22 protein-coding genes are annotated in these 23,635 nt (G+C 61.6%); 10 read left to right on the top strand and 12 right to left on the bottom strand.

What is annotated here, in order from left to right:
• Nucleotides 1–5: 5 nt before the first annotated feature.
• Genes OES25_00435 through OES25_00460 form a run of 6 tightly spaced genes read right to left on the bottom strand, consistent with a single transcriptional unit; the run spans nucleotide 6 to nucleotide 6,818 of the window.
• Entirely contained in the window at nucleotides 6–797 is a 792-nt protein-coding gene (locus OES25_00435) for a hypothetical protein (GenBank protein MDH3626104.1), read from the bottom strand.
• Nucleotides 794–1,738, bottom strand: a complete 945-nt coding sequence (locus OES25_00440) for an ABC transporter ATP-binding protein (GenBank protein MDH3626105.1) — start codon at nucleotides 1,736–1,738, stop codon at nucleotides 794–796. The genes OES25_00435 and OES25_00440 overlap by 4 nt, the downstream gene beginning before the upstream one ends.
• On the bottom strand, nucleotides 1,735–2,610 hold the full coding sequence (locus OES25_00445; GenBank protein MDH3626106.1) for a hypothetical protein: 876 nt from the start codon (nucleotides 2,608–2,610) through the stop codon (nucleotides 1,735–1,737). The genes OES25_00440 and OES25_00445 overlap by 4 nt, the downstream gene beginning before the upstream one ends.
• The gene (locus OES25_00450) at nucleotides 2,597–3,529 is read right to left on the bottom strand and encodes an ABC transporter ATP-binding protein (protein MDH3626107.1); all 933 of its coding nucleotides are present in this window, start codon (nucleotides 3,527–3,529) and stop codon (nucleotides 2,597–2,599) included. The genes OES25_00445 and OES25_00450 overlap by 14 nt, the downstream gene beginning before the upstream one ends.
• Nucleotides 3,526–6,270, bottom strand: a complete 2,745-nt coding sequence (locus OES25_00455) for a FecR domain-containing protein (protein ID MDH3626108.1) — start codon at nucleotides 6,268–6,270, stop codon at nucleotides 3,526–3,528. Before OES25_00455 ends, OES25_00450 begins: the two co-directional genes overlap by 4 nt.
• Nucleotides 6,267–6,818, bottom strand: a complete 552-nt coding sequence (locus tag OES25_00460) for a sigma-70 family RNA polymerase sigma factor (GenBank protein ID MDH3626109.1) — start codon at nucleotides 6,816–6,818, stop codon at nucleotides 6,267–6,269. Before OES25_00460 ends, OES25_00455 begins: the two co-directional genes overlap by 4 nt.
• A gap of 221 nt (nucleotides 6,819–7,039) precedes the next feature.
• On the opposite strand from OES25_00460, the gene OES25_00465 reads away from it, so the two are divergent.
• Genes OES25_00465 through OES25_00475 form a run of 3 tightly spaced genes read left to right on the top strand, consistent with a single transcriptional unit; the run spans nucleotide 7,040 to nucleotide 9,045 of the window.
• Nucleotides 7,040–7,876 (top strand): carbon-nitrogen hydrolase family protein, encoded by an 837-nt coding sequence (locus OES25_00465; protein ID MDH3626110.1) that lies wholly within the window; start codon nucleotides 7,040–7,042, stop codon nucleotides 7,874–7,876.
• Nucleotides 7,877–7,906: 30 nt separating this feature from the next.
• On the top strand, nucleotides 7,907–8,362 hold the full coding sequence (locus OES25_00470) for a hypothetical protein (protein MDH3626111.1): 456 nt from the start codon (nucleotides 7,907–7,909) through the stop codon (nucleotides 8,360–8,362).
• Nucleotides 8,344–9,045, top strand: a complete 702-nt coding sequence (locus OES25_00475; protein MDH3626112.1) for an HAD-IA family hydrolase — start codon at nucleotides 8,344–8,346, stop codon at nucleotides 9,043–9,045. The genes OES25_00470 and OES25_00475 overlap by 19 nt, the downstream gene beginning before the upstream one ends.
• On the opposite strand, the gene OES25_00480 is transcribed toward OES25_00475, so the two are convergent.
• Complete coding sequence (locus tag OES25_00480) at nucleotides 9,042–9,851, bottom strand: hypothetical protein (protein MDH3626113.1); 810 nt, start codon at nucleotides 9,849–9,851, stop codon at nucleotides 9,042–9,044. The genes OES25_00475 and OES25_00480 overlap by 4 nt on opposite strands.
• A gap of 162 nt (nucleotides 9,852–10,013) precedes the next feature.
• Here OES25_00480 and OES25_00485 point away from each other — a divergent pair, with 162 nt between their 5' ends.
• The 4 genes from OES25_00485 to OES25_00500 are packed head-to-tail and all read left to right on the top strand — an operon-like array spanning nucleotide 10,014 to nucleotide 12,249.
• Nucleotides 10,014–10,526, top strand: coding sequence for an RNA polymerase sigma factor (locus OES25_00485; GenBank protein MDH3626114.1), 513 nt, complete (start codon nucleotides 10,014–10,016; stop codon nucleotides 10,524–10,526).
• Complete coding sequence (locus tag OES25_00490; GenBank protein ID MDH3626115.1) at nucleotides 10,523–11,137, top strand: hypothetical protein; 615 nt, start codon at nucleotides 10,523–10,525, stop codon at nucleotides 11,135–11,137. The genes OES25_00485 and OES25_00490 overlap by 4 nt, the downstream gene beginning before the upstream one ends.
• A complete protein-coding gene (locus OES25_00495; GenBank protein MDH3626116.1) occupies nucleotides 11,130–11,657 on the top strand; it encodes a DUF4252 domain-containing protein in 528 nt (175 codons plus the stop codon). Before OES25_00490 ends, OES25_00495 begins: the two co-directional genes overlap by 8 nt.
• Nucleotides 11,647–12,249 (top strand): DUF4252 domain-containing protein, encoded by a 603-nt coding sequence (locus OES25_00500; GenBank protein ID MDH3626117.1) that lies wholly within the window; start codon nucleotides 11,647–11,649, stop codon nucleotides 12,247–12,249. Before OES25_00495 ends, OES25_00500 begins: the two co-directional genes overlap by 11 nt.
• On the opposite strand, the gene OES25_00505 is transcribed toward OES25_00500, so the two are convergent.
• Genes OES25_00505 through OES25_00525 form a run of 5 tightly spaced genes read right to left on the bottom strand, consistent with a single transcriptional unit; the run spans nucleotide 12,227 to nucleotide 15,241 of the window.
• On the bottom strand, nucleotides 12,227–12,520 hold the full coding sequence (locus tag OES25_00505) for a hypothetical protein (GenBank protein ID MDH3626118.1): 294 nt from the start codon (nucleotides 12,518–12,520) through the stop codon (nucleotides 12,227–12,229). The genes OES25_00500 and OES25_00505 overlap by 23 nt on opposite strands.
• Nucleotides 12,517–12,846, bottom strand: a complete 330-nt coding sequence (locus OES25_00510) for a Smr/MutS family protein (GenBank protein ID MDH3626119.1) — start codon at nucleotides 12,844–12,846, stop codon at nucleotides 12,517–12,519. The genes OES25_00505 and OES25_00510 overlap by 4 nt, the downstream gene beginning before the upstream one ends.
• Nucleotides 12,839–13,639 (bottom strand): hypothetical protein, encoded by an 801-nt coding sequence (locus tag OES25_00515; GenBank protein MDH3626120.1) that lies wholly within the window; start codon nucleotides 13,637–13,639, stop codon nucleotides 12,839–12,841. Before OES25_00515 ends, OES25_00510 begins: the two co-directional genes overlap by 8 nt.
• Complete coding sequence (locus tag OES25_00520) at nucleotides 13,636–14,274, bottom strand: sigma-70 family RNA polymerase sigma factor (protein ID MDH3626121.1); 639 nt, start codon at nucleotides 14,272–14,274, stop codon at nucleotides 13,636–13,638. The genes OES25_00515 and OES25_00520 overlap by 4 nt, the downstream gene beginning before the upstream one ends.
• 10 nt (nucleotides 14,275–14,284) lie before the next feature.
• Nucleotides 14,285–15,241 carry a hypothetical protein gene (locus OES25_00525; GenBank protein ID MDH3626122.1) on the bottom strand — a complete coding sequence of 319 codons (957 nt, stop codon included), beginning with the start codon at nucleotides 15,239–15,241 and terminating at the stop codon, nucleotides 14,285–14,287.
• A 129-nt stretch (nucleotides 15,242–15,370) separates the two neighbouring features.
• Here OES25_00525 and OES25_00530 point away from each other — a divergent pair, with 129 nt between their 5' ends.
• The 3 genes from OES25_00530 to OES25_00540 all read left to right on the top strand — a co-directional run bounded on the left by OES25_00530 (nucleotide 15,371) and on the right by OES25_00540 (nucleotide 23,633).
• Nucleotides 15,371–16,333: a DnaJ domain-containing protein gene (locus OES25_00530; protein MDH3626123.1), complete on the top strand. Its 963-nt coding sequence runs from the start codon at nucleotides 15,371–15,373 to the stop codon at nucleotides 16,331–16,333.
• 30 nt (nucleotides 16,334–16,363) lie between these two features.
• On the top strand, nucleotides 16,364–16,789 hold the full coding sequence (locus OES25_00535) for a DUF2231 domain-containing protein (GenBank protein MDH3626124.1): 426 nt from the start codon (nucleotides 16,364–16,366) through the stop codon (nucleotides 16,787–16,789).
• A 193-nt stretch (nucleotides 16,790–16,982) separates the two neighbouring features.
• Complete coding sequence (locus tag OES25_00540; GenBank protein ID MDH3626125.1) at nucleotides 16,983–23,633, top strand: lamin tail domain-containing protein; 6,651 nt, start codon at nucleotides 16,983–16,985, stop codon at nucleotides 23,631–23,633.
• Nucleotides 23,634–23,635 lie beyond the last annotated feature (2 nt).

Genomic DNA, 23,635 nt, shown 5'->3' on the forward strand with positions numbered 1-23,635 from the left:
GCCGATCAATCCTGGGCGTAAGAGATTTCCATGCGCCGAATCCGTCGCCCGGCGATCAGGAGGATCACTGCCGTAAGCAGGAGCAGTCCAGGAACGGTCATCCAGATCGGTGGGGGGTCGACGAGGATGGCGAACGGGCCTTCGGTCATCACGACCGGATAGAGACCTTGGAGGTAGAAGACGATACTGATCTTCTTGAGCGCGGCGGGCAGGAATACGTTGATGCCCTCCCAGAAAAAGATCACGAGCGCCGGGATGATGGGATTCCTGAGGAACATGCCGGCCACGACGAAGACGGCTCCGTACCCCAATGTGGCGAGCATGATGATGCCTATATACGCAAACAGATGATCGAGATGGAGCGGCGAGTTGCCCATGAACATGTACAGGGCGACGTAGCAGTAGATCGCGCTGATGGAAAACAACACGACCGCCGAAAGCCAGCCGGCGATGAACTTGCCGGCCATCAAGACTTCCCGTCGAATCGGGCACAAGAAATAGTAATGCAGGCTGCAATCGAGGATCTCTCCCCGAAAGAGATTCATGAACAGCCAGACGCAACCGAAGAAGACGACGAAATGGAGGTGGAACTGAAACAGTCCGGCGAACCACTCGGAGAAACTGTCGACGCCGTCGAAGTCGCCGCCCGTCGCAGCGGCCACCGCGATCGCTAGCGTAACGATGGCAACCGGCAGCAGGGACAACGCGTAGATCGGAATCGCCCGAGCGCTGAGGAGATTCTTCTTCAACTCGAAGCTGAGCATTCCGTTAATCTGTCTTAGCCAGAGGCCGTTCATCCTTGCCCCTTATCCTGACCGATCAGGTACTGGTAGACCGCCTGAACGTCATCGTCTGCGGGCGCGACGCGCTCGACTTTAATCTCATGGTCGAGGACGAGATGATTGAGCCGACTGAAGAAGTTGTCGGCGTCCTTCGTCTTGAGGAGCAATCCCTGCTGATCGGGGTCGATCTTGACCTCGACAACACTGTCCATCTCGAAGACCTTCGAGGCGAGCAGGCTGGGTTTGTCGCAACGGATCAGGATCTGCAGCGGGTGCTTGTCCATCTCTCCGCGAACGTCTTGAATGCCACCCTCCGCTACGACGTAGCCCTCGTTCAGCAGAATGACCTGATTCGAGATCAGATCGACCTCGTGGAGGATGTGGCTCGAGATGATGACGTTCTTGCCGGCCTCGGCCAGCTCCTGAAACAGCGAGATCATCTCGGCGCGCGCCATGGGGTCGAGGCCGTTGAGCGGCTCATCCAGGATCAGGACCGATGGATCGTGGGCGATGGACTGCGCCAGCTTGACGCGCTGACGCATGCCCTTGCTGTACCCGGCGACGCGGCGGTCCGCGGCGTCCATCAGATTCACGCGAGTGATCGCGGCTTCGGCCCGTCGTTGGGATTCTGCCGCATCGTATCCGTGCACTCTGAGATAGCTGCGAATGAACTGGAGTCCACGCATGCCCTTGGGGAATGAGTCGTACTGAGTGCAGTAGCCGAGTTCTCTGAACAGCCGCTCGGGGTCGTCGGTGTCGATGCCTCGTACTGTGATCTTTCCCTGGCTCGGCTGCAGCAGTCCACTCACGAGATTCATCAAGGTCGTCTTGCCGGAACCGTTGGGGCCGACCAGACTGGTAATTCCCGGTGGAATATCCAGCTCGACGCGATTGACGCCAAGCACCTCGCCATAGAACTTCGATACATCCTCGAAGCGGATGGTCAGATCACTCATCCCACCACCTCGTAGGGGCGCAATTTGCGGGACAGGACTGCCAACGCGAGGCCGACGGCGGCAAGCAAGGCGAACCCAGCCAACCCTACCGGGAAACCGCGAGGGGTCGCGAGACCCATGATCCCGTCGCTCAGCGTCAACATCATGTTCATCATGTTGATCACGTTGCCAAGCTTCGTGTCTAGCAACTGGTTGATGATCGGTGCGGCCCCCATCGGGATGATCAGTACGGCGAGGATCGCCATTCGTGCGACGGGCTTCCACTTCACGTAGGCCGAGATCGCCAGACTAATCAGCGAGAGGAACAGGACCCAGAGCCCCTGGCCGACAAGAATGGCCAGCCCGATCCGCCAATTGACCTTGAACCAATCCATCCCTGCCAGGTAGCTCTGAAAGACGAACAACCACATCGAGGGCACCCAACCCACCGCTGCGAGCAGGGGCACGAGGACGGCCAGCTTACCGAGGATGTACTCCCAGCGGCTGAACGGACGGGCCATGTAGAGCGCCAGTCCGTTGTTCCTCAGATCCGCCGACACGAGCGGGGGGCCGACGATGAACACCATGATGAATGCCAACATCATCGACGGATAGATGGTCCAGCCTCGGAAGAACCCCGTGCCGTAGTTGAAGAACTCCTGGGCCATTCCGCCGGAAGTCTCCTGAAACAACTTCAGGACCGCGGCGTTGTGGGGCAGGTAGATCAGGATCGAGACGAGAAGCGTGCCGATCACGGGGAGCGCGAAGAAGATCAACACCAGCTTCGACTTGAAGACCTCTTCGATGGCGAAGCGGGGAATGACCAGGAAACGCGACCGCTCGTCGGTCAGCTCGCCGTCGTAGCCCGTGTAGTTGCGCTCATAGACCGCCACTAGACGCCCCCATTGCCTTCAGGAAAATGTCTTGTAGGGAGTTTCTCTTGAAGTCCAGTCGTCGGATCTGAATCTCTCGTTGGGCGGCGATCTCATAGAGATCTCGGATCTCGACACCGGTCGGAAGGACCGTCTTGATCCGATTGCGCGAAAGGACTGCAATCTCGCAACCCATCTCTTCGAGAGCAGCGCCGAACGACTCGTCATTGCCGGATGTCTCGATCTCGATGAACTTGCGATTGGCTCGACGCTCTTCTTCAAGATCGCACGTCGAGGCGATGCGTCCGTCCTTGAGGATCATGACCTCGTCACAGACCTCCTCGACATCACGCAGGAGGTGCGACGAGAGGATCACGCGCACGTCCCCATCCTTCTTGATCTCCTTGATCAGTCGGAGCATGCGCTCTCGATGGGGCGGATCGAGTCCGTTGGTCGGCTCGTCGAGGATGATCAGGCTGGGGCTGGCAACGATCGCCTGCGCCAGTTTCGCCATCTGCTTCATGCCCAGCGAATAGGACTCGAGCTTGCGGTAGCGGGCCTCGCCCAGCCCGACGTAGTAGAGCGCCTCGTGGGCCCGTTCCAGCGCCGCCCGTGGTCCGAGACCGCTCAACTCCGCCATCAATCGAACGAGCCGCACCGCGGTCATGCCCGCGACAAACGCGTCCCGCTCGGGCATGTAGCCGATGCGGGACTTCAGGCGACGATTCTCGGTCCGGATATCCAAGCCGAGCACACGAGCCGTCCCGTTGGTCGGCGGGTGAAAGCCCATGATGGTATGGATCAGGGTCGTCTTGCCGGCCCCGTTAGGGCCAAGCAATCCGATCGCACGACCGGCCAGCTTCCCGTGCAGGTCACGGAGAATCTCGTGTCGACCGAAGCGAACTCCGAGTCCGTCAAACTCAATTATGTTTTGCGTCAAGTCCGGTTCTGCTGATCCACGCTTTCGTCACTCGATGGGTCCAGGGCGGGCTGAGCGTGTTGATCGCCCGCCCTGGCCGCATGATCGAGTAATTCTTGCACATTCATGAGGTGTTCCAGGCTGAGAAGCGACATTAGTCCGGAACTGAACATGCCGCCCTCAGTGGTATGAACGAATCGGATCCGAGAAGGTTCCCCATAAGCGACCGTCAGGCTAGGTTTCATCACACCGCTGAACGCCGCGACGATATCCTGCTGAGGACCGTTGAACTCGTCGGCCATCCCCTGGAGCTGCCGGGCGACCGGTCCGACGACCGAACCCAGGTCCTGGAAGAGCACGGCCGAAAAATGGGCCTCGCTGTCCTCCGGAAGCAACGAGACAAATCGCTGGGAACTGGACAGCGTCACACCGGACCTCCGTGTCTGGAGTGCACGATTGACCAGGCCGCGAGAGGCCGCCACAACCATGTAGCCGTCATGGTAGGTGTAGTGGGCCGATAGGCCGGTATCCAGGGACTTGAACTCGTAAGCGTTTCCGTGACGGACGATACGGAAACCGTCCATGTCATTCTCGGCAGCGATACTGTTCAACTGGCCCACACCCCACTCAAGGGTCATCTGGAGGGTCATCGGGTCATAGACTTCCATGACCAGTTTCCAGGAGGGAACCGGAAGGAGAGGACCGTCGATGGCGAACGCGAACTCGCCACCGATCGAGGCCGCCACATCGTCGACGATACTGGATCGGCCGGTGCCTTCAAACTCGTCCAGCCATTCTCCGACCGGCGAGCCCTTGCCGGCGAGCTTCTCGAGCAGTTGCTCGACGGCCGAACTGGAGTCTTCCATGGCAAACGCGGCTACGAGTGTCGCGCTAGGGGAGATGAAGTCCAGAGTACCCATCGGGGCCGGATCGGCCAGCCACGAGGCCAGACCACGATCGGGTTCGCCGTAGGTCAGGACCATGCTGGTCTCTGCGTTGTCACCCTTCTTCTGGCGCTGGGCGATGACGTGCTGCATGTCGTGGATGCCGAGGGTCTTGGCCATCGAATCGCTATTGTCGATTACATCGTTAGCGTCGACGAGGGTCGCCACGTCGACACCGATCACCCATTCAACACCCTCACGATAGAGCTCATCGAGGCGCGTGTGGAACGGCTGACCGACAAATGTCGAAGGTGCCGTACCCCGCAAGTTGCGAGTGAACGCGTCGATCTGTGCACGCTCGGGAGTGAACGCCACCAGGTCGCCACGAACCGCGACAAACATGTCGGCCTCGGTCGGTGCCATGCTGCCATCTTCAACGACGGCGATAATCGGACTGTCACCGCCCACCTCGTCACTGATCCCCTGGATGCGGTCTTGCACGAAGCGACCGAATCCGGCCGGTCGATGAACGGTGGACAGAATCACCGGCTCGACGACACCACCCGATGCGTCCATCTGGACGGTGAGTGCAATCTCGTCACCGAGTTCGTCACCCCAGGCCTGAAGCTCATCCATCATCCGCTCGAGGTCCTCTTCGAAGTCGCCCTCGGCGACGGCTTCATCCCACCATTCCGAGAGAAGGGTGTTTTCCTGGACCTTCTCCTGCAGCAGTTGGTAGCTGTCGGCCAGGGTCTCGGCGAGATTCGGAATGCCGACGTAGATCACCGTATCCGCGGGGGCACGATCGAGCAGCGTCGTGGAGTAGCGGGTCGACGGTCCCTGGATCTCTTGCTCGATCTCCTGGGTGATGCGGGTCAACTCCGCGAGGACCTGTATGTGACGCTCTCGGTTCTGACTCCAGCTGATCTCGTCGGCGACCGGAACGGCATCAAGTCGCTCATTCGTGGTGGTCTGGTTACCGGCAAGGAGGATGTCGGTCTGACCGGAGTGCCCGACGTGGACCTCACCCTCGATGACCGAAACGCGGGACCCCTTCATGCCGTGGTTGACGGCGAAGGTGGTTCCGGTGACCGCGACGTTGGCCTCGTCGGTGTTGACGTAAAGCCGGCCGTTCTCTTGCTTGGCCGCCTCGACGATGATGCTTCCTCGTTCAAGATCGATGATCCGGTCACGCTCGTTGAGCGCCCATAGCTTGCGTTGGTTCTTGACGGCGAGTTCCGCGCGCTCGTCCATCTCAACCAGCGAACCGTCTTCGAGTCGGAGCATTGCGCGAGAGCCCTTGCCGGTTCGCAGGGCGGTGCCGCCGGATGTCTGGATGGTGTCTCCGGCCTTGAGCGCCGTCGTGCCGTCCTCGGTGACCTGCAAGACCTCACCGTCGAGGTTCTCGATCGTGATCATCCCGCCGGTCTGAATCGAGAAGACCGAGCTGTTGTAGCCGACTCCCACCAGGGCGACGAAGATCGTCGCGGCGACGGCAATCCGCCAGCCCCACGCGGCGAGGCGACTGTTGCCGGGCTGCTTGACCGGTGCCGTCGAGCCTCCGTGACGCGATCGTGACTCGTTGAGCGCTTTCCTGCAGGGGAGGCACTCGCCGACATGATCTTCCAGGAGCAGGGCCTTCGCTTCCGACAGGCTGTTCCGAAGGTACGCAGGAATCACGGCCTGAAAGTCAGCGCAGTCGCGGATACGCGCACCGAGTTCCTCTTGTTCCGTGCCGGCGATCGATTCGGCGTGGGCCTTCTCGACCTCGCGCCACACATCGTCGGTGATGCGCTGCTCGTCCTTCGCCGAGAGGTTGTCCTCGCGGACCGAGTCGATTGCGTTATCGAGAATCTTTTCGAGGTCGTTGCTGTTCATTGCTCTGCTCCTACATACGAACCGATGGCATCGCGCAACTTCTGACGTGTGCGATGCAGGATCACGTTCACCGTGCTTCGGGAAGTTCCCATCATTTTTGCTATTTCGTGGTTGCCATATCCCTCGAAGTAACGAAGGACGAATATTTCCGCAGACTTGGGGCTCATCGTTGCCAGCGCCAGCCGGATCTGTTCGCGGATCTCGCTGGATCCTTGAAGCCGATCCGGGGACTCGTCTTCCCGACCTGCCAGAGTCGGCTCGATATCCTCGAGGGGAGCCGATCGGGCTGCGGTGCGGGAGCGCACGATGTCCAACGAGGCGTTGATCGCGGCTCGATGAAGGTAGTTGCCGGGACTGTCCGACAACGGGGACCCGCCTTCCCGACGAACGAGCCGAAGAAAGACGGTCTGCAGGACATCCTGGGCGTCGTCCATGCTTCCCGTGACCCGATAAGCGGCGCGCACGACTCTCTGGCTGTGGTCGCGGTAGACCTGCTCCAGTTCGCCGCCGGCGGCCGATCCGGTTTTCTGTGCCTGAGCTGCACTCACTATGGGGTCCCTCCTGAGGTGAGCCTCAATTTAATAACGCCTGGGGCTGCAGATGATTAACGCCCCTCTGTGTCGTTGGAGAAAATAGTTGACGAAATATAGCATAAGTCTATTAAATTCAACGAGTTATGGGATTGATGCGCCACGCACGATTCCCCCGTCCGGACGGTATGCCATCATGCCACGGTCGACCCGGTCGGTGAAGGGTGGGGGTACGGGGCGTGGCAAAGAAGGGCCGGAAGAGGTGGAGCGTCGCGGCCCTCCAGATGACCTCGACCCCCGATGTCGCCCGCAATCTTCATGACAGTCGAAACGCCATCCGACGGGCGGCTCGCCGTGGCGCAGATCTGATCGCGCTTCCCGAGAATTTCGCCTACCTCCGAAAGGAGGGGCTGCCGGTTCCCATCCGCGAGGGCCTGGACGGCCCGATCGTCACCGAACTGCGAGAGTTGGCCGCCGGCCTGAACTGCTATCTACTCCTCGGTTCCTTCCCGGAGCGACGTAAGGGGCGGCGCCGGATCTCCAACACCTCCATTCTGATCGACCCGGCGGGGGCGATCGCCGCCACCTATCGAAAGCTCCATCTGTTCGACATCGCGATTCGAGGCGGTGTGACGCTCAAGGAATCGAAGACCGTCGAGCCCGGAGCCGAGGTGGTCGTGGCCGACACACCTCTGGGGAAGCTCGGGATGTCGATCTGCTACGACCTGCGGTTCCCGGAGTTGTATCGTCGACAGATGCAATTGGGCGCTCAGGTGCTGTTTGTTCCGGCGGCGTTCACGGCCTACACCGGGCCCGCGCACTGGTTGCCACTTCTTCGTGCCAGGGCCATCGAGAATCAGTGCTGGGTCGTGGCTCCGGCGCAGACCGGAAGCCATCATGCGGACCGTAGGTCCCACGGCGAGACGGTCGTGATCGATCCGTGGGGGGCCGTGGTCGCGAGGCGGGTCAGCGCACCGGGGGCCGTGACGGCCACGATCGACCTGACGGCCATCGATCGGGTGCGTCGTGGGCTACCCTGCGCGGACCATGTGCGTCATGATCTTTTCGATTTGTAGATCTGTTCATTCAGGGAGCGAGAACCAACGATGTACTGTCCCCAGTGTAGAGACGAATTCCGGGAAGGATTCACACGATGCGCAACGTGTGATGTCGACCTGATCGCCGACCTGGAGTCGGCTCCGCCCCCGGAACGGGTGCCGGAGAAGAAGGACGCCGCCCGTCATGCAGCGGTCGCGCCGCAGATGTTGGAGTACTGCGGTTTCCTCGATCTTAATGAGGCGCGCACGTCGCGGGACCAGTTACGGGCGGAGAGTATTCGCGCCGATATCCTCGTGCGGGAAGCTCCCGACGCAGCGTTGGATGCGCCGACCGACGAAGAGTACTGGCTACGCATCGAATCCCAGCTCTTTCGTCGCGCCAGCGAGATTCTTCGCCCCGACGCCCCGGTGGACGGCGGAGAGGGGACCGTCGCGTGTCGCGATTGTGGACTGACGGTCAGTCGCGGGGAGAGTTTCTGCCCCGCGTGCGGGACGCGACTGTGACCGAATGCGTCCTCCTCGACGCCGGTGGCGTCCTGCTGGACCTGGACTACGCCTACCTGCGACGCCTGATCGACGCACGGGGTGTCGAGGTGAGCGAGGGTGATCTCTCTCGCTTCGAGGCCATGGCCCGCAAGGAGGTGAATGACCACGTCGCCACCGGGGGGAGTACCGCCGAGCGTTGGCGGGACTACTTCCAGTCGATCATTTTTGCGGCGGGTCTGCGTGAGGTCGATGTGCAGGAAGCGATGATTGACTCGCTGTGGGAGGCCCACCGACGGTTTGGCCTCTGGACGGTTGCGATTCCGGGAGCGATCGACGCGGTCCGGCGTCTTCACGAGGCCGGCATACCGGTCGGCGTCGTCAGCAACGCGGAGGGTCGGGTCGAGCAAGATCTCAACGACGCGGGGTTCGACGGTCTCCTGAAGACCGTCGTCGATTCCCACGTGGTGGGTGTGGCCAAGCCGGACCCGGAGATTTTCCGGATCGCGTTGCAGCAGATGGGTGCGAACGCGGACTCGACCGTGTTTGTAGGCGACGTCCCCGCGGTCGACGTCGCAGGCGCCCGGGCCGCGGGGCTCCGGGCGTTCCTGCTTGATCGTCACGATCTCTACCCGGGAAGCGATGCTCCCCGACTTGGTGCCATCGAGCAGCTTCCCGATCGGGTGCTCGAGGATCGGTCCTAGAAGACCGCCGCGTAACCTCCGATGATCGTTGCGTCCGGCGCGCCGTCAGTCAGCCCAAGACTCACCGCGCCACGGATCGAACCGCGATTGGTCACACGCCAGTTGACGCCGCCGAGGACGCGAGAATCGGAATCCGCCCCTTCGAAACGCTCTCCGTTGTAATCAAACTCGCCGATCACCGAGAGTGTGTCGGAGACAGGAAACAGGAGCCCGATGCCGGCCTGCAGCGCGATCTCGCCATCGATATCCGGCGAGCCGAAGATGCGACCGTCGCCGTTGATCTGAAGGCCGACGTGTCCGCTGACGATCCCGCGGTCCAATCGCCAGCGACCGGCACCAAACGCGCTGGCGGCAAACGCGTCGAATCCGAGTCCGGCGGTGTCGTCGCCGGTGGGAACCACGAGCGTTCCGCCGACGGCGAATTCGCCGTTACCTCGATTGGAGCCGAGGTGGTACTTGAACCACAGGTCGAGGTCCGTGGCGCCGGAGCCGTCGGGTGTCCCAATCCCGGCGATGTCGGTGTCGCCGAAGCCGACCCGTCCACCCACCTCGATATCCTCGTACGGTTGGAAGGCGGCGACGAGGCGCACGATGGTCGCGTCAAAGCCGTCGCCATCGACCAACTCCAGTTGGCCTTCCCACCATTGGGAATCGACGACGGCCGCGTCCTCGATGAACGAGAGGAACATCCGATCGTTGCCCGAGGTCGGCTTCGGCTTAGGGTCTTCCTGGGCCAGCGCGAGCGCCGGCACGAGGATCAGGAGGATGGCGATCGATAGACGTCGGGCAAGGGACATGGTCAGCATTCTCAGGATCTCCTCTCCGGGCCTCGTGGCCCGGTTTCATTGGATTCTGGAAGGGTTTCGGGTCTGGGTCTCCAGCCGTTGGACGGGCTACCATTGTAGCTCCGTGCGGAGAACCGGCAAGGTGCAACTTTTCCCCGTGTGGACCGTTCCTTGGGTGAAGGAATGACTGAAGAAACTTACGAGAGCGCCGCACGCATGCACAAGGACCGAGTCTACCAGTATGCCCGCATGATGCTTCGTAGCGAGGCCGAAGCCCAGGACGTGGCTCAGGAGGCGCTGATCCGTCTCTGGGGTCATCGGGAGACCGTGGATTTTTCCCGCGTCAGGGCGTGGCTATTACGAACGGCGAAGAATCTCTGCATCGATCTGATTCGGAAACGTCAGGTCCGTGCCGAGGTTGACGACGGTGACGCCGTCGTCAACGAACAGCGGGCGATGGGCCACGGAGCATGGCAGCAGGTCCACGCCGGTGAGCTCGGTCAGATGATGAGCGATGCACTGTCGAGCCTCAAACCTCAGGATCGCGCGGTCGTGGTCTTGCGGGAGATCCAGGGCATGCCCTACGACGAGATTGCAGAAACCCTCGAGATTCCGATCGGAACGCTCAAGGCCCGACTCCATCGGGCCCGTGAGCGGCTGCGGACACGACTTGTCCGCACGGGAGTAACGTTATGAAGAGAACTCGACAAGAGGACGGGGGGATGTGCGAGCAGGTTCGCGCCTGGACCCACAGACTCCTCGACGCCGACCCGAGGGATCCGCTCTCCGCGAGCGATCTCGCAGCACGGGATCGTCATTTCGCAGGTTGTAAGCCGTGCCGCCTGGAAGCCGAAGAGATGCAGCAGGTGCAGTACCAGTTGCAGTCGCTGTCGATGGACGCGTTACCCGACAGCATCCTGGATTCGGTTCTTGAGCAGACGGTTCGTCGTCGATCGCACAATCCGTTCTTCGGATTCATGGTCGATTGGCGTCTGGCGGCCGCCGCGGTCGTCACGGTGGCGCTCATCGGCTTCACGGGGCTCTATCGGACGGAGCCTGCCGGGCCACCGGCGGCGCCGATCGACCGCGCCCAGGTCGACACCATCCCCCAGGAAGATCTCGAGCGGGCCGCCCAGGAAGCTCGAGTGGCTCTGGCCGTCACCTCTCGCGCCTTGCGACGGGGCGGGGCGGCGGCCCATCGGGCCCGGGAAGTGATCCGTGACGAGGTTTCGACGGCGTTGCGTGAAATTCCGATCCAGTGGCCGACAGCGTCGGAGCCGGGTCGGCAAGGAGGCGGAGATGTTTAAGCGCTTATTCATCGGCAGTTGCACGTTGCTGATGGCGTTCGCCTGTATGGCGGCCGACCCCCCTCCTGGACAGATCGATCCGGAACAATTTCTGCGGCTGGCCGACGACGAGGATGTGCGCATCGAAGTCTCGCTCCGCGGTGCACTCCTGAAAGCGATCACCAAGATCGATCCCGAGCTTCACGCCCTGGCCGGCGGACTCGAGTCGATCAACGTGGTGGTCCTGTCGCTCAAGGAGGCCGAGCTGGATCGCACCCGTCGGCAGGTTCGCCAGATCGACGAGGACCTCCAGAGTCGCGGGTGGCAGCGCCTGGCGCGGGTTCGAGAGGAAGATGCGGAGATCAAGGTCCTGGTGCTCAATAACGAAGAGCAGATCCAGGGGCTTGTGGTCATGGTCATCGAGATGTCCGAGGGTCAGCTGATCTTCGCCAATGTGGCCGGGGAGATCGATCTCGAATCGCTCAGCCAGATCGGCGAGCAACTCGACATTCCAGGACTGGAGTCGATCGATGTGGACTAACAGAGGCTCGAGGCTGACGCGCCACTCTCTGTTCTTGCTGTCACTGGTGGTCGGGATCGTTTCCACCGGTTGCATTCGTATGACCGGTCCCGAGTCCCTCCGACGCGACGTTCGCCGAAGCTCCGGCGTGGAGCTCGAGAAAGAGGCTGGGATCACCGTGACGCGATCCGGGGTCTGGCTGGCCCGGATGGGGCTGAGTTTCGCAAACGAGCCCGACATCCCCAGGCTCAGGGGACTCCGCCGAGTCGAGGTCGGCGTCTACAACTTAAGTGGCTATCGCGATGGCCGCTCCGCGGCCGACAGCGGAGCATTCGATGAGGTTTTCGAGGATTGGAACGCGCTCGTACGGATGAACGATGGCGACGAGCAGGTTCGCGTCCTGACTCGCGAAGACGACGGAAAGATTCGTCAGTTGCTGGTCGTCGTCGCGGCGGAAGACGAGTGGGTGCTTGTCCGGCTCCGGGGTCGTCTTGATCGTCTCATCGAGGAGGCGATCCGCTTCGGTTTCGATAGTGCCGAACGTCCGGATCTATACCAGCGTTCGCGGGAGGAGCGGGGACTCGAGGAGCCTAGTCAAAGTCCAGCGGATTGATTCGGCGTTCGTCCTTGTCTTTCTTGGCCTTCTCTTTCGCTTCCGCAAATTTCTTGTCCAGCAGGTCGTCCCTATTTTTCTGTTGCTGGAACGCTCGGTCGAACGCTTCCTGACGGCGTCCGGCCCCCGCACGAACGTTCTGCACGGCCTCGTCGAAGGTCTGGTCCGTTTTCTTCTTCGGACGCTCTTCGGAGACGATCGCCTCGGTGGCGACATCGACCCGAAGTCGGGTCTCGCAGCACGGGCAGTGAACTGTGACGATCTCTTTCATGGTTCGGTCCTCTTCGTCCCATTCTGGTCATCCGTCGTGGGGGCGTCAATCTCAGGCCGACGTAGCCGGACGATCGTTGCGCCCCACCCCCCCCGTTCCGAAGGCGCGTCTCGATAATCTTCCACCTCAGGGTGGGCCTCAAGCACATCGCGAACCCGTTGGCGCTGAAAGCCAATGCCCCTGCCGTGGATGACACGCACCTCGCTGAAGCCCGCCTCGACGGCGGCCTCGAGGTAGGACGCGACTACGTCGGGGATGTCCCGTGGGCGAAAGGGGTGGAGGTCGATGAAGTCCTCCACGGGCATCACGTGCTCGTGATCACTCATCGCGAGGGTCTACAAGTCGAATCGGTCGTTCATCGAGCGGTAAGGGGATCGAGCAACCGTCGGCCACGAGAACATCAGCGCCGGCCATCGGAATCGCCCGGACGACTATCTCGTCACCCTCGACGGTCCAGGTGAACGATCCGCAGCCATGCCTGAGGTGATTGCGTCCGATCAGGAGGGAGCGTGAGTCCTCCTGCTGGACAACCCGTATCTCGTCGGGCCCGATCATCGATGCTTCGATGATGACGCCGTTCACCTGCGGCGCGGCGACGTCCATCATCTCGGCGACGCCGACGTCCGCATCCCGTGAATCGACCGAACGCTTCTTGGCGAGATCCTTCTGTTGTCTCTTCGCTTCGGGAGCCCGCTGCTCGAGTCGCATCATGCCCTCCGCGTCTCCCTCCGCGTCTTCCTCCGCGAGTTTCTCCTTGGCCGATTCCGTCGCGACGGTGGTGGACGGCTGAGGCGACTCGGGCGGCTGAACAAGTTGCGGGCCGAACAGCACGAGCACGAGGCCTGCGGCAACCGCCAGGCCGACATACGGCCACGGGCTCGATCTTCGACTTGTGGGGGACTCGAATTCCTCTCGCGCGCGGGCGTAGAATGCGTCGCCCAGAGGTTCCGCCGTAGGATCCGCTCGCAGCGCGTCGCGTAACGTTCGATGGCGAGAGACCTCGGACGCCAACGACTCGTTGTTCGCCATCTCTCGTTCGAAGGACACGCGGTCGTCGGCCGACATCCGCTCGTCCAGATAGTCGTGAACCCGGGACATCTTATCGTCGTGTGAGCTCATGCCGACGACTCCAGTAGGTGACGCATCTCGGCCCGCGCTCGGGCGATCCGCGATCGCACGGTTCCCACCGGGACGTCGGTGACCGAGGCGATCTCTTCGTAGGAGAGGTCCTCGACCTCACGGAGGAGCAACGTCCAACGCCGGGTAGGTTCGAGGTGTCTCAGGGCTCGTTGCACCGCGACCGCCTCTTCCCGGCGTTCAAGATGTTGCTGTGGGTCGGGAAGATCCGCGGCCGGCTCGATAAGATCGGTCTCATCTTCGGCCGCCGAGCCACCGAGGCCACGAAACCAATCGACCATGCGGGATCGGCTGCGCGACCTGAGCCGATTCTTCCACAGGTTGCCCATCGCGCGGGTCAGGTAGGTCGCAAGGCTGGAGCGACCTTCGAACCGTTTCAGTGCCGGGAGCCCCTTCAGCAGCGTCTCTTGCACGAGGTCCTCCGCATCGGCGCGTTGGCTGCACAGACGAAGCGCCAGTCGAAACAGTCGTGGTCCCTGTTCGCGCGCCACCTGCTCGAAAGCGTCCCCGTCCCCTCGACGGATCCGTTCCAGAAGATCGGCGAGTTCGGCATCGGGTCCCACCTCCTGGTGGTCATGGACACCGCTAACGACTCTGGGTTCCCGGGAATCTTTCATCGGTCAGAATTCAGGGACTCTTGGGTGTTCCGATCTGTTCATCCGTGTCGATCTTGATGAACTGGTAATTCGCGTAGATCCGTGACGAGGCCCGTGTGGGAACCACCTTTCCGGTCGCGACGGCGCGAAACGTGTTGTAGCGCAGGCGGGTGGGAAAGCGGAGTTCCTTGTCTTGATAACGAAAGTCGATGTCGGCGCGGTAGCCCAGCGGCTTCGGTGCGGTGCGTAACCCCAGCACGTTGAACGAACTCTGATAGCGCCTGAACATCGCCTCCAGGCGAGGCGTCTGCCCCGAAGGCTCGGCGATGACATGCAGCGGGGTGTTCGTGACGACGTCGACGAGCACTTTCCCTTCCCACTGTCGGATATCGCGACCGTCGGTGTAGGGCAGGCCACCCTTGAACTGGATCTCGTAGACCCAGTCGAATCCGTCGAAGCGCTCTTCCAGCATGCGGAAAGAAAAGTAGGACTTATTGAAGCGGCTGAAGAGGTAGACCCACGCGTAGGCCGGCGGGAATGGGTCGGCGTCGCTGATCTCCCCATCCTTCAAGTTCTTCCCGTCCTTGCGATACTCGCGTCGACTCTCTCGTAGGGATTCGCCGTCGGAGCCCTGCAGGAGAAGATAGCTGTACTCCCGCTTGGTTTCGTTGCTGACCCCGCCATCGCCGTCGTAACTTGCCTGCAGCGACGTCTCTTGACAGAAGAACTTCTCTGCGTGGGCCGCATACCGCTCGGCGCTGAGATAGAGCGGCTCGAGAAACTCCTCACTCAGTCCCCACTCCTTGCCGTTGTCCTCGACGATCGGCTTCAGACCACCGCTGGCTTTCGGCGGCTTCTGACGGGGGAGCGGCGGCGGGATCGGGTCGACCAGATTGGGGACTCCGTGGGTCGGGACGATCGGGACCAGGAGGAGAGCGACGGCGAGCAGGCCGACCGATAGAGTGGCGGTCCCGGAACGGTGTGTCATTCGAATCCTCCCGGCCGATCTTCAGGGCCGTTGTGAACCCTTGACAGCCGCCGATGCCAATCCTAACCCGTCCGCCTGCGAACTGCCCGTTATCCTGGGATCGACCTAGACTGCGACCGGAAGAAACCGATGCCGACAAAGAGCAAGAAAGACTATTACGCGGTTCTTGGCGTGGCACGCGGTGCCAACGACAAGGAGATCAAGAGCGCCTACCGCAAGCTGGCGCGGAAATTCCATCCCGATGCCAATGCCGGGGATCCGGCCGCCGAGGAGCGCTTCAAGGAGATCTCCGAGGCGTTCGCCGTCCTGTCCGATCAAGAAAAGCGGCAGCAGTACGACCAGGGCGGGCACGACGCGTTCGGGGCGGGATTCGACCCCTTTGCCGGTTTCGATGTGCGAACCAGCGGCATGGGCGACCTCTCGGACCTGTTCGAGATGTTCATGGGCGGTGGGGCCGGCCGACGTGGCCGACGGGGCGCCGTGGGGCGAAGGGGTCGGGACCTGACCCACGCCATCCGACTTCCGTTCAAAGAGGCCATCCAGGGATCGACCGTCGATATCCAGGTGCCGCGGGTCGGTGTCTGTGGCACCTGTGGTGGCCGAGGGTCTCAAGGAGCGAGCGGTTGCGCGAGTTGCCACGGCTCGGGGACTCGTCGGGAAAGTCAGCGAGTGAAGATTCGCATTCCTGCGGGAATCGAAGACGGTGGGAAGCTTCGACTTCGCGGAAAGGGCGATGCCGGGAGCGGCGGGGCGCCGTCGGGCGACCTGTTCCTGGAGGTTCGCATCGATCCCCACCCGTCTCTCAATCGAGACGGAAGAAACCTGCAGACCGACGTGACGATCGGGATCGGGACGGCGACCCTCGGCGGTCGTGTTCGTGTGCCGACGCTCTCGGGATCGACCGAAATTCAGGTTCCCGCCGGTGTTCGGAGCGGGCAGAAGCTCAGGATCCGAGGTGAAGGGGTCCCCGCAGGAGACGACCGAGTCGCAGGGGACCTACTGGCCCGGATCGTGATTCAGGCACCGACCGACCTGGACGAGGAATCACGGAAGCTGATCGAGGAATTTCGCCAGCGAAATCCCGACAGTTAGCCGCTGCGTCGAGCAGGGTATGCTGGGTCGATGCTTCGTTGGTTCCATCCCGCCGTGGTCCATTTCTCCATCGCGTTTCTTGCCGCCGGTGGGGCAGTCGGCTGTCTTGGCTATCTGAGCCGACGACCGCGTTGGATCCGGGTGGGTCATCAGCTTCTGGCCGTCGGGTCGCTCTGCCTGCTCCCGACGCTGGTGACCGGCTATCTCGCTGCCAATTCGGTGACGACCGGGGCGGTCGCGACGGAACTCCTTGCGGATCACGAGGTTGCCGGCTGGATCCTGACCGGGTGTGCCGCGATAACCCTGCTCTGGCTCGGGAGCTACCGAGGAGAAATCCCCGCGGGGCAAAGGAATCCGTTTGCGATCTGGTTGGCGATACTGGTCTCGGCCGTCCTTTACGCCGCCCTCCTGGGCGGGAAGCTGGTCTATATCTACCAGGTGGGAACCGGGGCGTAGGGGCCTCTCGCGGTCCGATTGTCCGCAGGGACCGCTGTTCCGACCTGCCAACTCCCGAATATCCCGTATATTCCCGAAATCCGATCGGGGGGTCAGGGTAGACGGGACCGGTTTTCGATCGTATGACAAGGCTAAATATCCTTACTAGGTGAGAGCTTGCGGGAGCGCGTGCTCCTGCGGAGGTGAAGGCGAAGTGCGGTCACGATGGTTGAGTCTTCGCAAGCTTCTTGGGTTGGTGGGCGTTCTGGTGGTGCTCTGGGCACCGGTGTCCGCCGATGTCGTGATCACCGAGCTGATGTACAACCCTGCGTCGGGCGATAACCTCGACGAGTTCATCGAGATCTACAACACCGGTGGCGGTGCCGTTGATCTGACGGGTTGGTGTTTTGACGGCGTCGTGTTCTGCTTTTTGCCGGCCACGATGATTGCGGACGGGCAGCGGCTCGTTATCGCCGCCGACGCAGCCCAGTACACTGCGACCTACGGCGGAACGGCGGATGGTGTCTTTACGCTCGAGGTCAGTAGTGACGGCGAGCGCATCGCGGTCCTTGACGACATGTTGGTCGTTGTCGATGAAGTTCAATTCGAAGATGTCGCCCCCTGGCCCATCACTCCCGACGGTCTCGGCCCTTCGCTCGAGGTCATCGACCCGACCCTCGATAATTCGACGCCGCGAAACTGGCGTGCATCGCTGGCCAACGACGGCACTCCCGGGGTCGTCAATTCTGTCAACGCGGTCGGATATCCGGCGTGGGTGCAGAACGTTCAATTCCCGGCGCCGGCGATCCCGCTCTCGACGATTACCGTGACGGCTGAGCTTCTGGACGCGGCATCGGCAAGTCTCTACTACAAGATCGACTTCGGTACCGAGGTTCAGATTCCGATGCTGGACGACGGTGCCAACGGGGATGGTGCCAGCATGGACGGAGTCTGGGGCGCCATCATCCCGTCGCAGATCGCCGGAACGCTGGTGCGGTTTCGCGTCGAGGTGACCGGTACGAACGCCGATATCCGTTATCCGCGGGACGACGACACCGTGACGTACGACGGCACGGTCGCCGTCGATACCGGTTTGACCTCCGCATTACCGATCCTTCACTGGTTTATCGATCCTGTCGACTACGCGGACGCCCTCGCTCACAAGCTCACGGACGAAACCGAGCCGGCCGTTCTTTACTACGATGGCACGCTCTACGACGGCATCGAGACACGGGTCCGAGGGCAGTCCTCTCGGGGATGGCCGAAGCCGCCATGGAAGATGCTGTTCCCCCAGGGACACAAGTTCCAGGCGCCGGATCTGATCCTGAGTCCGGTCGACACGTTCAGTATTCAGAGCAACTACGCGGACAAGACGCAGATCCGCGAGGTGCTGGCGTGGGAGAGTTTCCGCGATTCCGGCGCGCCATTCCTGCAGACATTTCCAGTCCGAGTCGAGCAGAACGGGCAGTTCTTCGGCTTGTATACCTATCTCGAGGCGCCCGACGCCGAATGGGTGCGGCGCTCCAATCTCTCTAGCACGGCCTCTCGGTACAAGGCCTTCGACGACATGCGGGAGCGTGGTCCCGAGTTTCAGCTTGTGCCCTACTACGAGAAGAAGACTCGCCTGACTGAGAATTACCAGGATCTCCACGACCTGATCTTTCAGATCAACAATCTCTCCGGCGCGGCCCTCGAATCCTTCCTCCTGGACAACGTCGATCTACCGACGATGGTCAACTACATCGCGGTCAGCAATCTGATCCATAACAACGACCACCTGAAGAAGAACTACTTCCTCTATCGGGAGACCGAGGGCAGCGCCAAGTGGGGTGTCCATGCATGGGACCTCGACCTGACCTTCGGGCGGAACTTCTTCGGCTCGTCGCTGAACGACACCATCTGGGCCGACCATGACTCGATCCCCGGTGAGGATGTGGTCGTCTCGCCGAGTCATCCGCTGCTCGGGACGATCGATCGGCGAACCGTCCTCGGGAATCTGAATCGATTCCTCGACCGCATCCTCCGTAGTGGAGAGGACGTCGAGTCGATGTACTTCCGACGTCTTCGAAGCATCATGGACCTGCTCTTGGTCGAGGGTCGATACGAGACCCGAATCGATGAGCTGTACGCTCAGACATCCGTCGAGGCCGCCCTGGATATCGTGAAATGGGGGCAGTACGGTGTGGCGCAGACTCAACTCCAGGCGATCGATATCCTCAAACAGGACTTCATCGAAAAGCGACGCACCCATCTGTACGTGACCCACAGCGTCTGTAATATCCCCGATGCCCAGTCCCCGATCGCCGACGTCATCATCAGCGAAATCATGTACCAACCGGCCGGTGGACTGCCCAATGCGGATCAGGAGTTCATCGAGTTCTACAATCCGTCGGTGATCGATGCCGTGGATATGAGTGATTGGCGACTCGACGGTGTCGCTCTGACGTTTCCGCCGGGTACGGTCATCCCTCCCAACGGCTACATGATGGTCACCAAGAACGAAACGCTGTTTCGTCAGACGTACGGCGGCGGCCATTACGTCGCTACGGCCTACTCGGGATCGTTGAACGATCTTGGCGAAACGTTGACTCTGAGAAATGAGTTCGGTGCGGTGGTCGCATCGGTCAAGTTCGAAGCGGTTGCGCCCTGGCCAACTGACGCCGCGGGCATCGGAGTTTCGCTGGAGTTGATCGACGTGACCCTCGGCGAGTCCCATGTGGGCAACTGGGCCGCCAGCAGTTCCATGGGTGGGACGCCCGGTCTTGCCAACACCGCTTCCGGGTCCGTTGCCGCCGTACCGGCCTTGACGATCAACGAGGTGTTGCCCGTTAACGCAACGGTCAACATGGATGAGCAATCGGAGTCCGATCCATGGATCGAGATCTACAACGCGGGACCTGCGATGATCGATCTCCAGGGATACCATCTGACCGACGACTACCTCACCCCGACGAAATGGACTTTCCCCGCTTCCAGCGACGTCTGTTCCGAATGCTGGCTGCTGGTCTGGGTGGACGGCGAAACCGGTGACGGACCCCTTCACACGAGTTTCGCGCTCAATTCCGGCGGCGGGTCGATTGCTCTGACCGACGCGACCGGCGCCCTCATCGATTACGTGAATTACGGCAGCTTGCCAGCCGATGTCAGCTTTGGCCGTTTCCCGGAGGAGGACACGGCTTTGCGGATCCTCTCCATGGCGACGCCGGCGGCCGCCAATCTCGCAACGCCCAGCGCGCTGATTCTCAATGAGTACAACGCAGTCTTGCCAACGAACAAACTCGACAACCTGGCGTCGGACACCTACTGGGGCCGGATCGACGGAAATGGCGGTGACTGGTTCGAATTGGTCGTGACCAGTGATCACCTCGACATCACCAACTGGGAGCTGGCTCTCACGAATGATACGGGTGGGGTCGGCGAGACTACGCAGTCGTTGTTCTTTTCCAGCAACACGCTCCTGACGGACCTACGCGCCGGAACGATCATCACGATTTCCGAAGACCTGGCAGACGATGCCTCCTACGATCCCGCAGGGGACGACTGGTGGATCAATCTCAACGCAGGTGGGTCGGGGACGGGCACCTACATCACGGCGCAGGACTTCGAGGTTTCGAACCAGAATTGGCAACTGACCATCCGCGACGACATGGCGGTCGACCAATTCGGCCCGGTGGGCGAAGGGATCTTGCCCCTCGCCGGAATCGGCAACGACGAGGTCTTCAAGCTTGAGGACGATCCGTCGCCGTTCATCACTCCCTCGTCAGACTACAACGACGGAACGTCCAGTACGTTCGGCTCCGAAAACATCTTCTCGGCGGGATCCCGCACGCAGGACTTCAGCGCCCTGCGCGAAATCGGCCTCGAGGGTACCTGCACGGTTCCGGATGGGGATGGCGATGGCATCTGCGACCAGGATGACAACTGCCCCTCGAACCAAAACGCCATGCAGGAAGACGCCGACGGCGACGGGATCGGTGACGTTTGCGACGCGTGTTCCAATGACGCCAATAACGACATCGACGGCGACGGTTTCTGCGCCGACGTCGATAACTGCCCGATCAACGCCAATGCCGGTCAGGAAGACGGCGAAACCGACCTGATCGGAGACGATTGCGATAACTGCATCGCCACCTCCAATTTCGATCAGGCGGACGAAGACGGCGACGGAATCGGCGATGCCTGTGACGCGTGCCTGATGGATCCGGTCAACGATCCGGACGGCGATCTCATCTGTTTCGCCGTCGACAACTGTCCCGCGATCTCGAACAACGGTCAGTCCGACATGGACTCTGATGGGTTGGGAGATGTCTGTGACAGCTGCCCGGACGACGAGAACAACGATCAGGACCTCGATGGGGTCTGTGGCGATATCGACAATTGCCCCGCCAGCCCCAACGGCAGCCAAACCGACGGGGACTCCGATGGGGACGGAGATCTGTGCGACAACTGCGTCGCCGTATCCAACGCCAACCAGACCGACACCGACGACGATGGTGAGGGAGACGCGTGTGACACCGATGACGACAACGATGGTCTCCTGGATGGTCCCGACAACTGTGACCTGATCGCGAACCCCGGCCAGGAAGATGCCGATACCGATGGTCAGGGTGACGCCTGCTCGTCGGACGACGACGGCGATACGGTCACCGACGACATGGACAACTGTCCTCTGGATGACAATCTGGGGCAGGCCGATCTCGACGGCGACATGGTCGGGGACGCCTGTGACTGTGCCTCGAGCGATCCCAGCCTTGCTTCGACTCCGGGACAGATTGGCGCGAGTCTGCGGATGACCTCCGGTGGCGCCCTATCGTGGTTACGCGGGCCCGAAGGTTTTACCTCCAACCTCTATCGGGGGACCTTCACGGCAGGCGCTGCGTGGGCCTACGACGAGACCTGTCTCACCGATAATCTCGCCGAGCTTACCGGAAACGATGCGGCAGTCCCGGCGGTCGGCCAGGGCTACTACTACCTGGTCGGAGGTCGGAATAGTTGCGGAGACGGTCCGATCGGGCTGGGCGTTGCAGGCGTCGGCATCACGCCGGCAGCAGCGTGTATGGCCGGCAGCGGTGATTTCGATGTTGACGGCGTGAATGACGACGGCGACAACTGCTCCACGATGTCGAACGTGGGCCAGACCGACGGCGATTTTGACTTCGTCGGAGACGTCTGCGACAACTGCCCGGCGACGGCAAATCGACTCCAGCTGGACGCCGACGCGGACCTGACAGGCGACGAGTGCGACCCGGACAACGACAACGACGGGCTTCCCAACGAGAGCGATAACTGCCCGCTGGATTCGAATATCGGGCAGAGCGACGCCGACTTGGATGGGATCGGGGACGTCTGCGATCCATGCACGGATATCGATGGCGACGGTCTTGGGGACCCTCAGTTTTCGAACGTTGGCTGCAATCCGGATCCGTTCCCGGACGATATAGAGAACGACGTCGATGCAGATGGTGTCGGTGCGACGGCCGACAACTGTCCGCTGGATCATAACGCCGACCAGTTGGATGACGACGGTGATGGTCTTGGCAATGTCTGCGACGATTGTCCACTCGATCCCGAAAACGATATCGATGGCGATGGGTTGTGTGCGGGTGGCTGCGATTCGGTGCAAACGCAGGTTCTCCCATTCACCCAACCTCTGGACACGATCGTCGTCGGCGAGGGATCGTCGATGCGATACCTCGCCAATCTCGTCGATCCCGGCGTCGCAAACACGTGGACGGCCAGCGCCTTTAACGACAGTGCGTGGACCGTCGGTACCTATGGCATCGGTTACGAGGCCAATACCGGCGCCGAGAATCTGATCCAGACCACAGCGCCGGTGGGATCCCTGTCCGTCTACACCCGGGCCACGTTCAATATCGCGGATGTCGGCATGGTGGACGATCTATGGATCGCGGCGGATTACGACGACGCCTGGGTCGCGTGGATCAACGGGGTCGAGGTCTATCGTTCTGCGGAAATGCCGGTGGGTGAGCCGACCTGGAACGCCGATCCAAGCTCCAAGGAATCCAGCAACGGCATGACGCCGGACTACGGGCTGATCTTCGATATCTCGTCAATCGGGTTACCCGAATTGCAGAATGGTGACAATGTCCTGGCGGTTGCCGTATACAACCGAATTCCTGCCACGCCGCCGTCGACGGATCTGGTTCTGGTTCCCCGCCTCGCAATTAATCGGGTGCCGGCGATGCGCTATAGCGACAACGTCAGCGATCCGGGCCTTGGTCTCACATGGACGACGGAGGTCTTCGACGACTCGTCGTGGGGCAACGGTGCCTATGGCGTCGGCTTCGACACGCTGGGACCGCCGAACACCCTACCCCTGCTGGCCTCCGTCGTTCCGGATGGAACGATCTCCGCGTACACCCGCGTCGGGTTCGAGGTCAGCGATTCGACCGTCTTGACGGGGATCTTCCTGGCCGCCGACTACGATGACGGGTATGCCGTGTGGATCAACGATGAAGAGGTCTATCGATCGCCCGAGATGCCCGTGGGCACGCTGGACTGGGACACTGTGCCCCAGTCCCACGAGTCGAGCAATGCGGCGCCGCCGGACTTCTCGTCACAGATCGACATCACGTTGGCCGCGCTCCCGTTCATCCGTACCGGCCAGAATCTCTTCGCGGCCGCTGTCTGGAATACGAGTGGGACGTCGAGTGATCTTGTGCTGTATCCTCAACTCAGTGCCGATCTGCTGATCGCCGACAACTGTCCTTACATCGCAAACCCGGGGCAGGAGGACATGGAACTCGATCGTGTCGGCGACGTTTGCGATAACTGTGTCAGTCAGTTCAACCCGACCCAGCAGGACACCGACGGCGACGGACTAGGGGACGTCTGCGACCCGTGATC

It is taken from the genome of Acidobacteriota bacterium, assembly GCA_029861955.1.
Taxonomy (GTDB): Bacteria; Acidobacteriota; Polarisedimenticolia; order Polarisedimenticolales; family Polarisedimenticolaceae; genus JAOTYK01.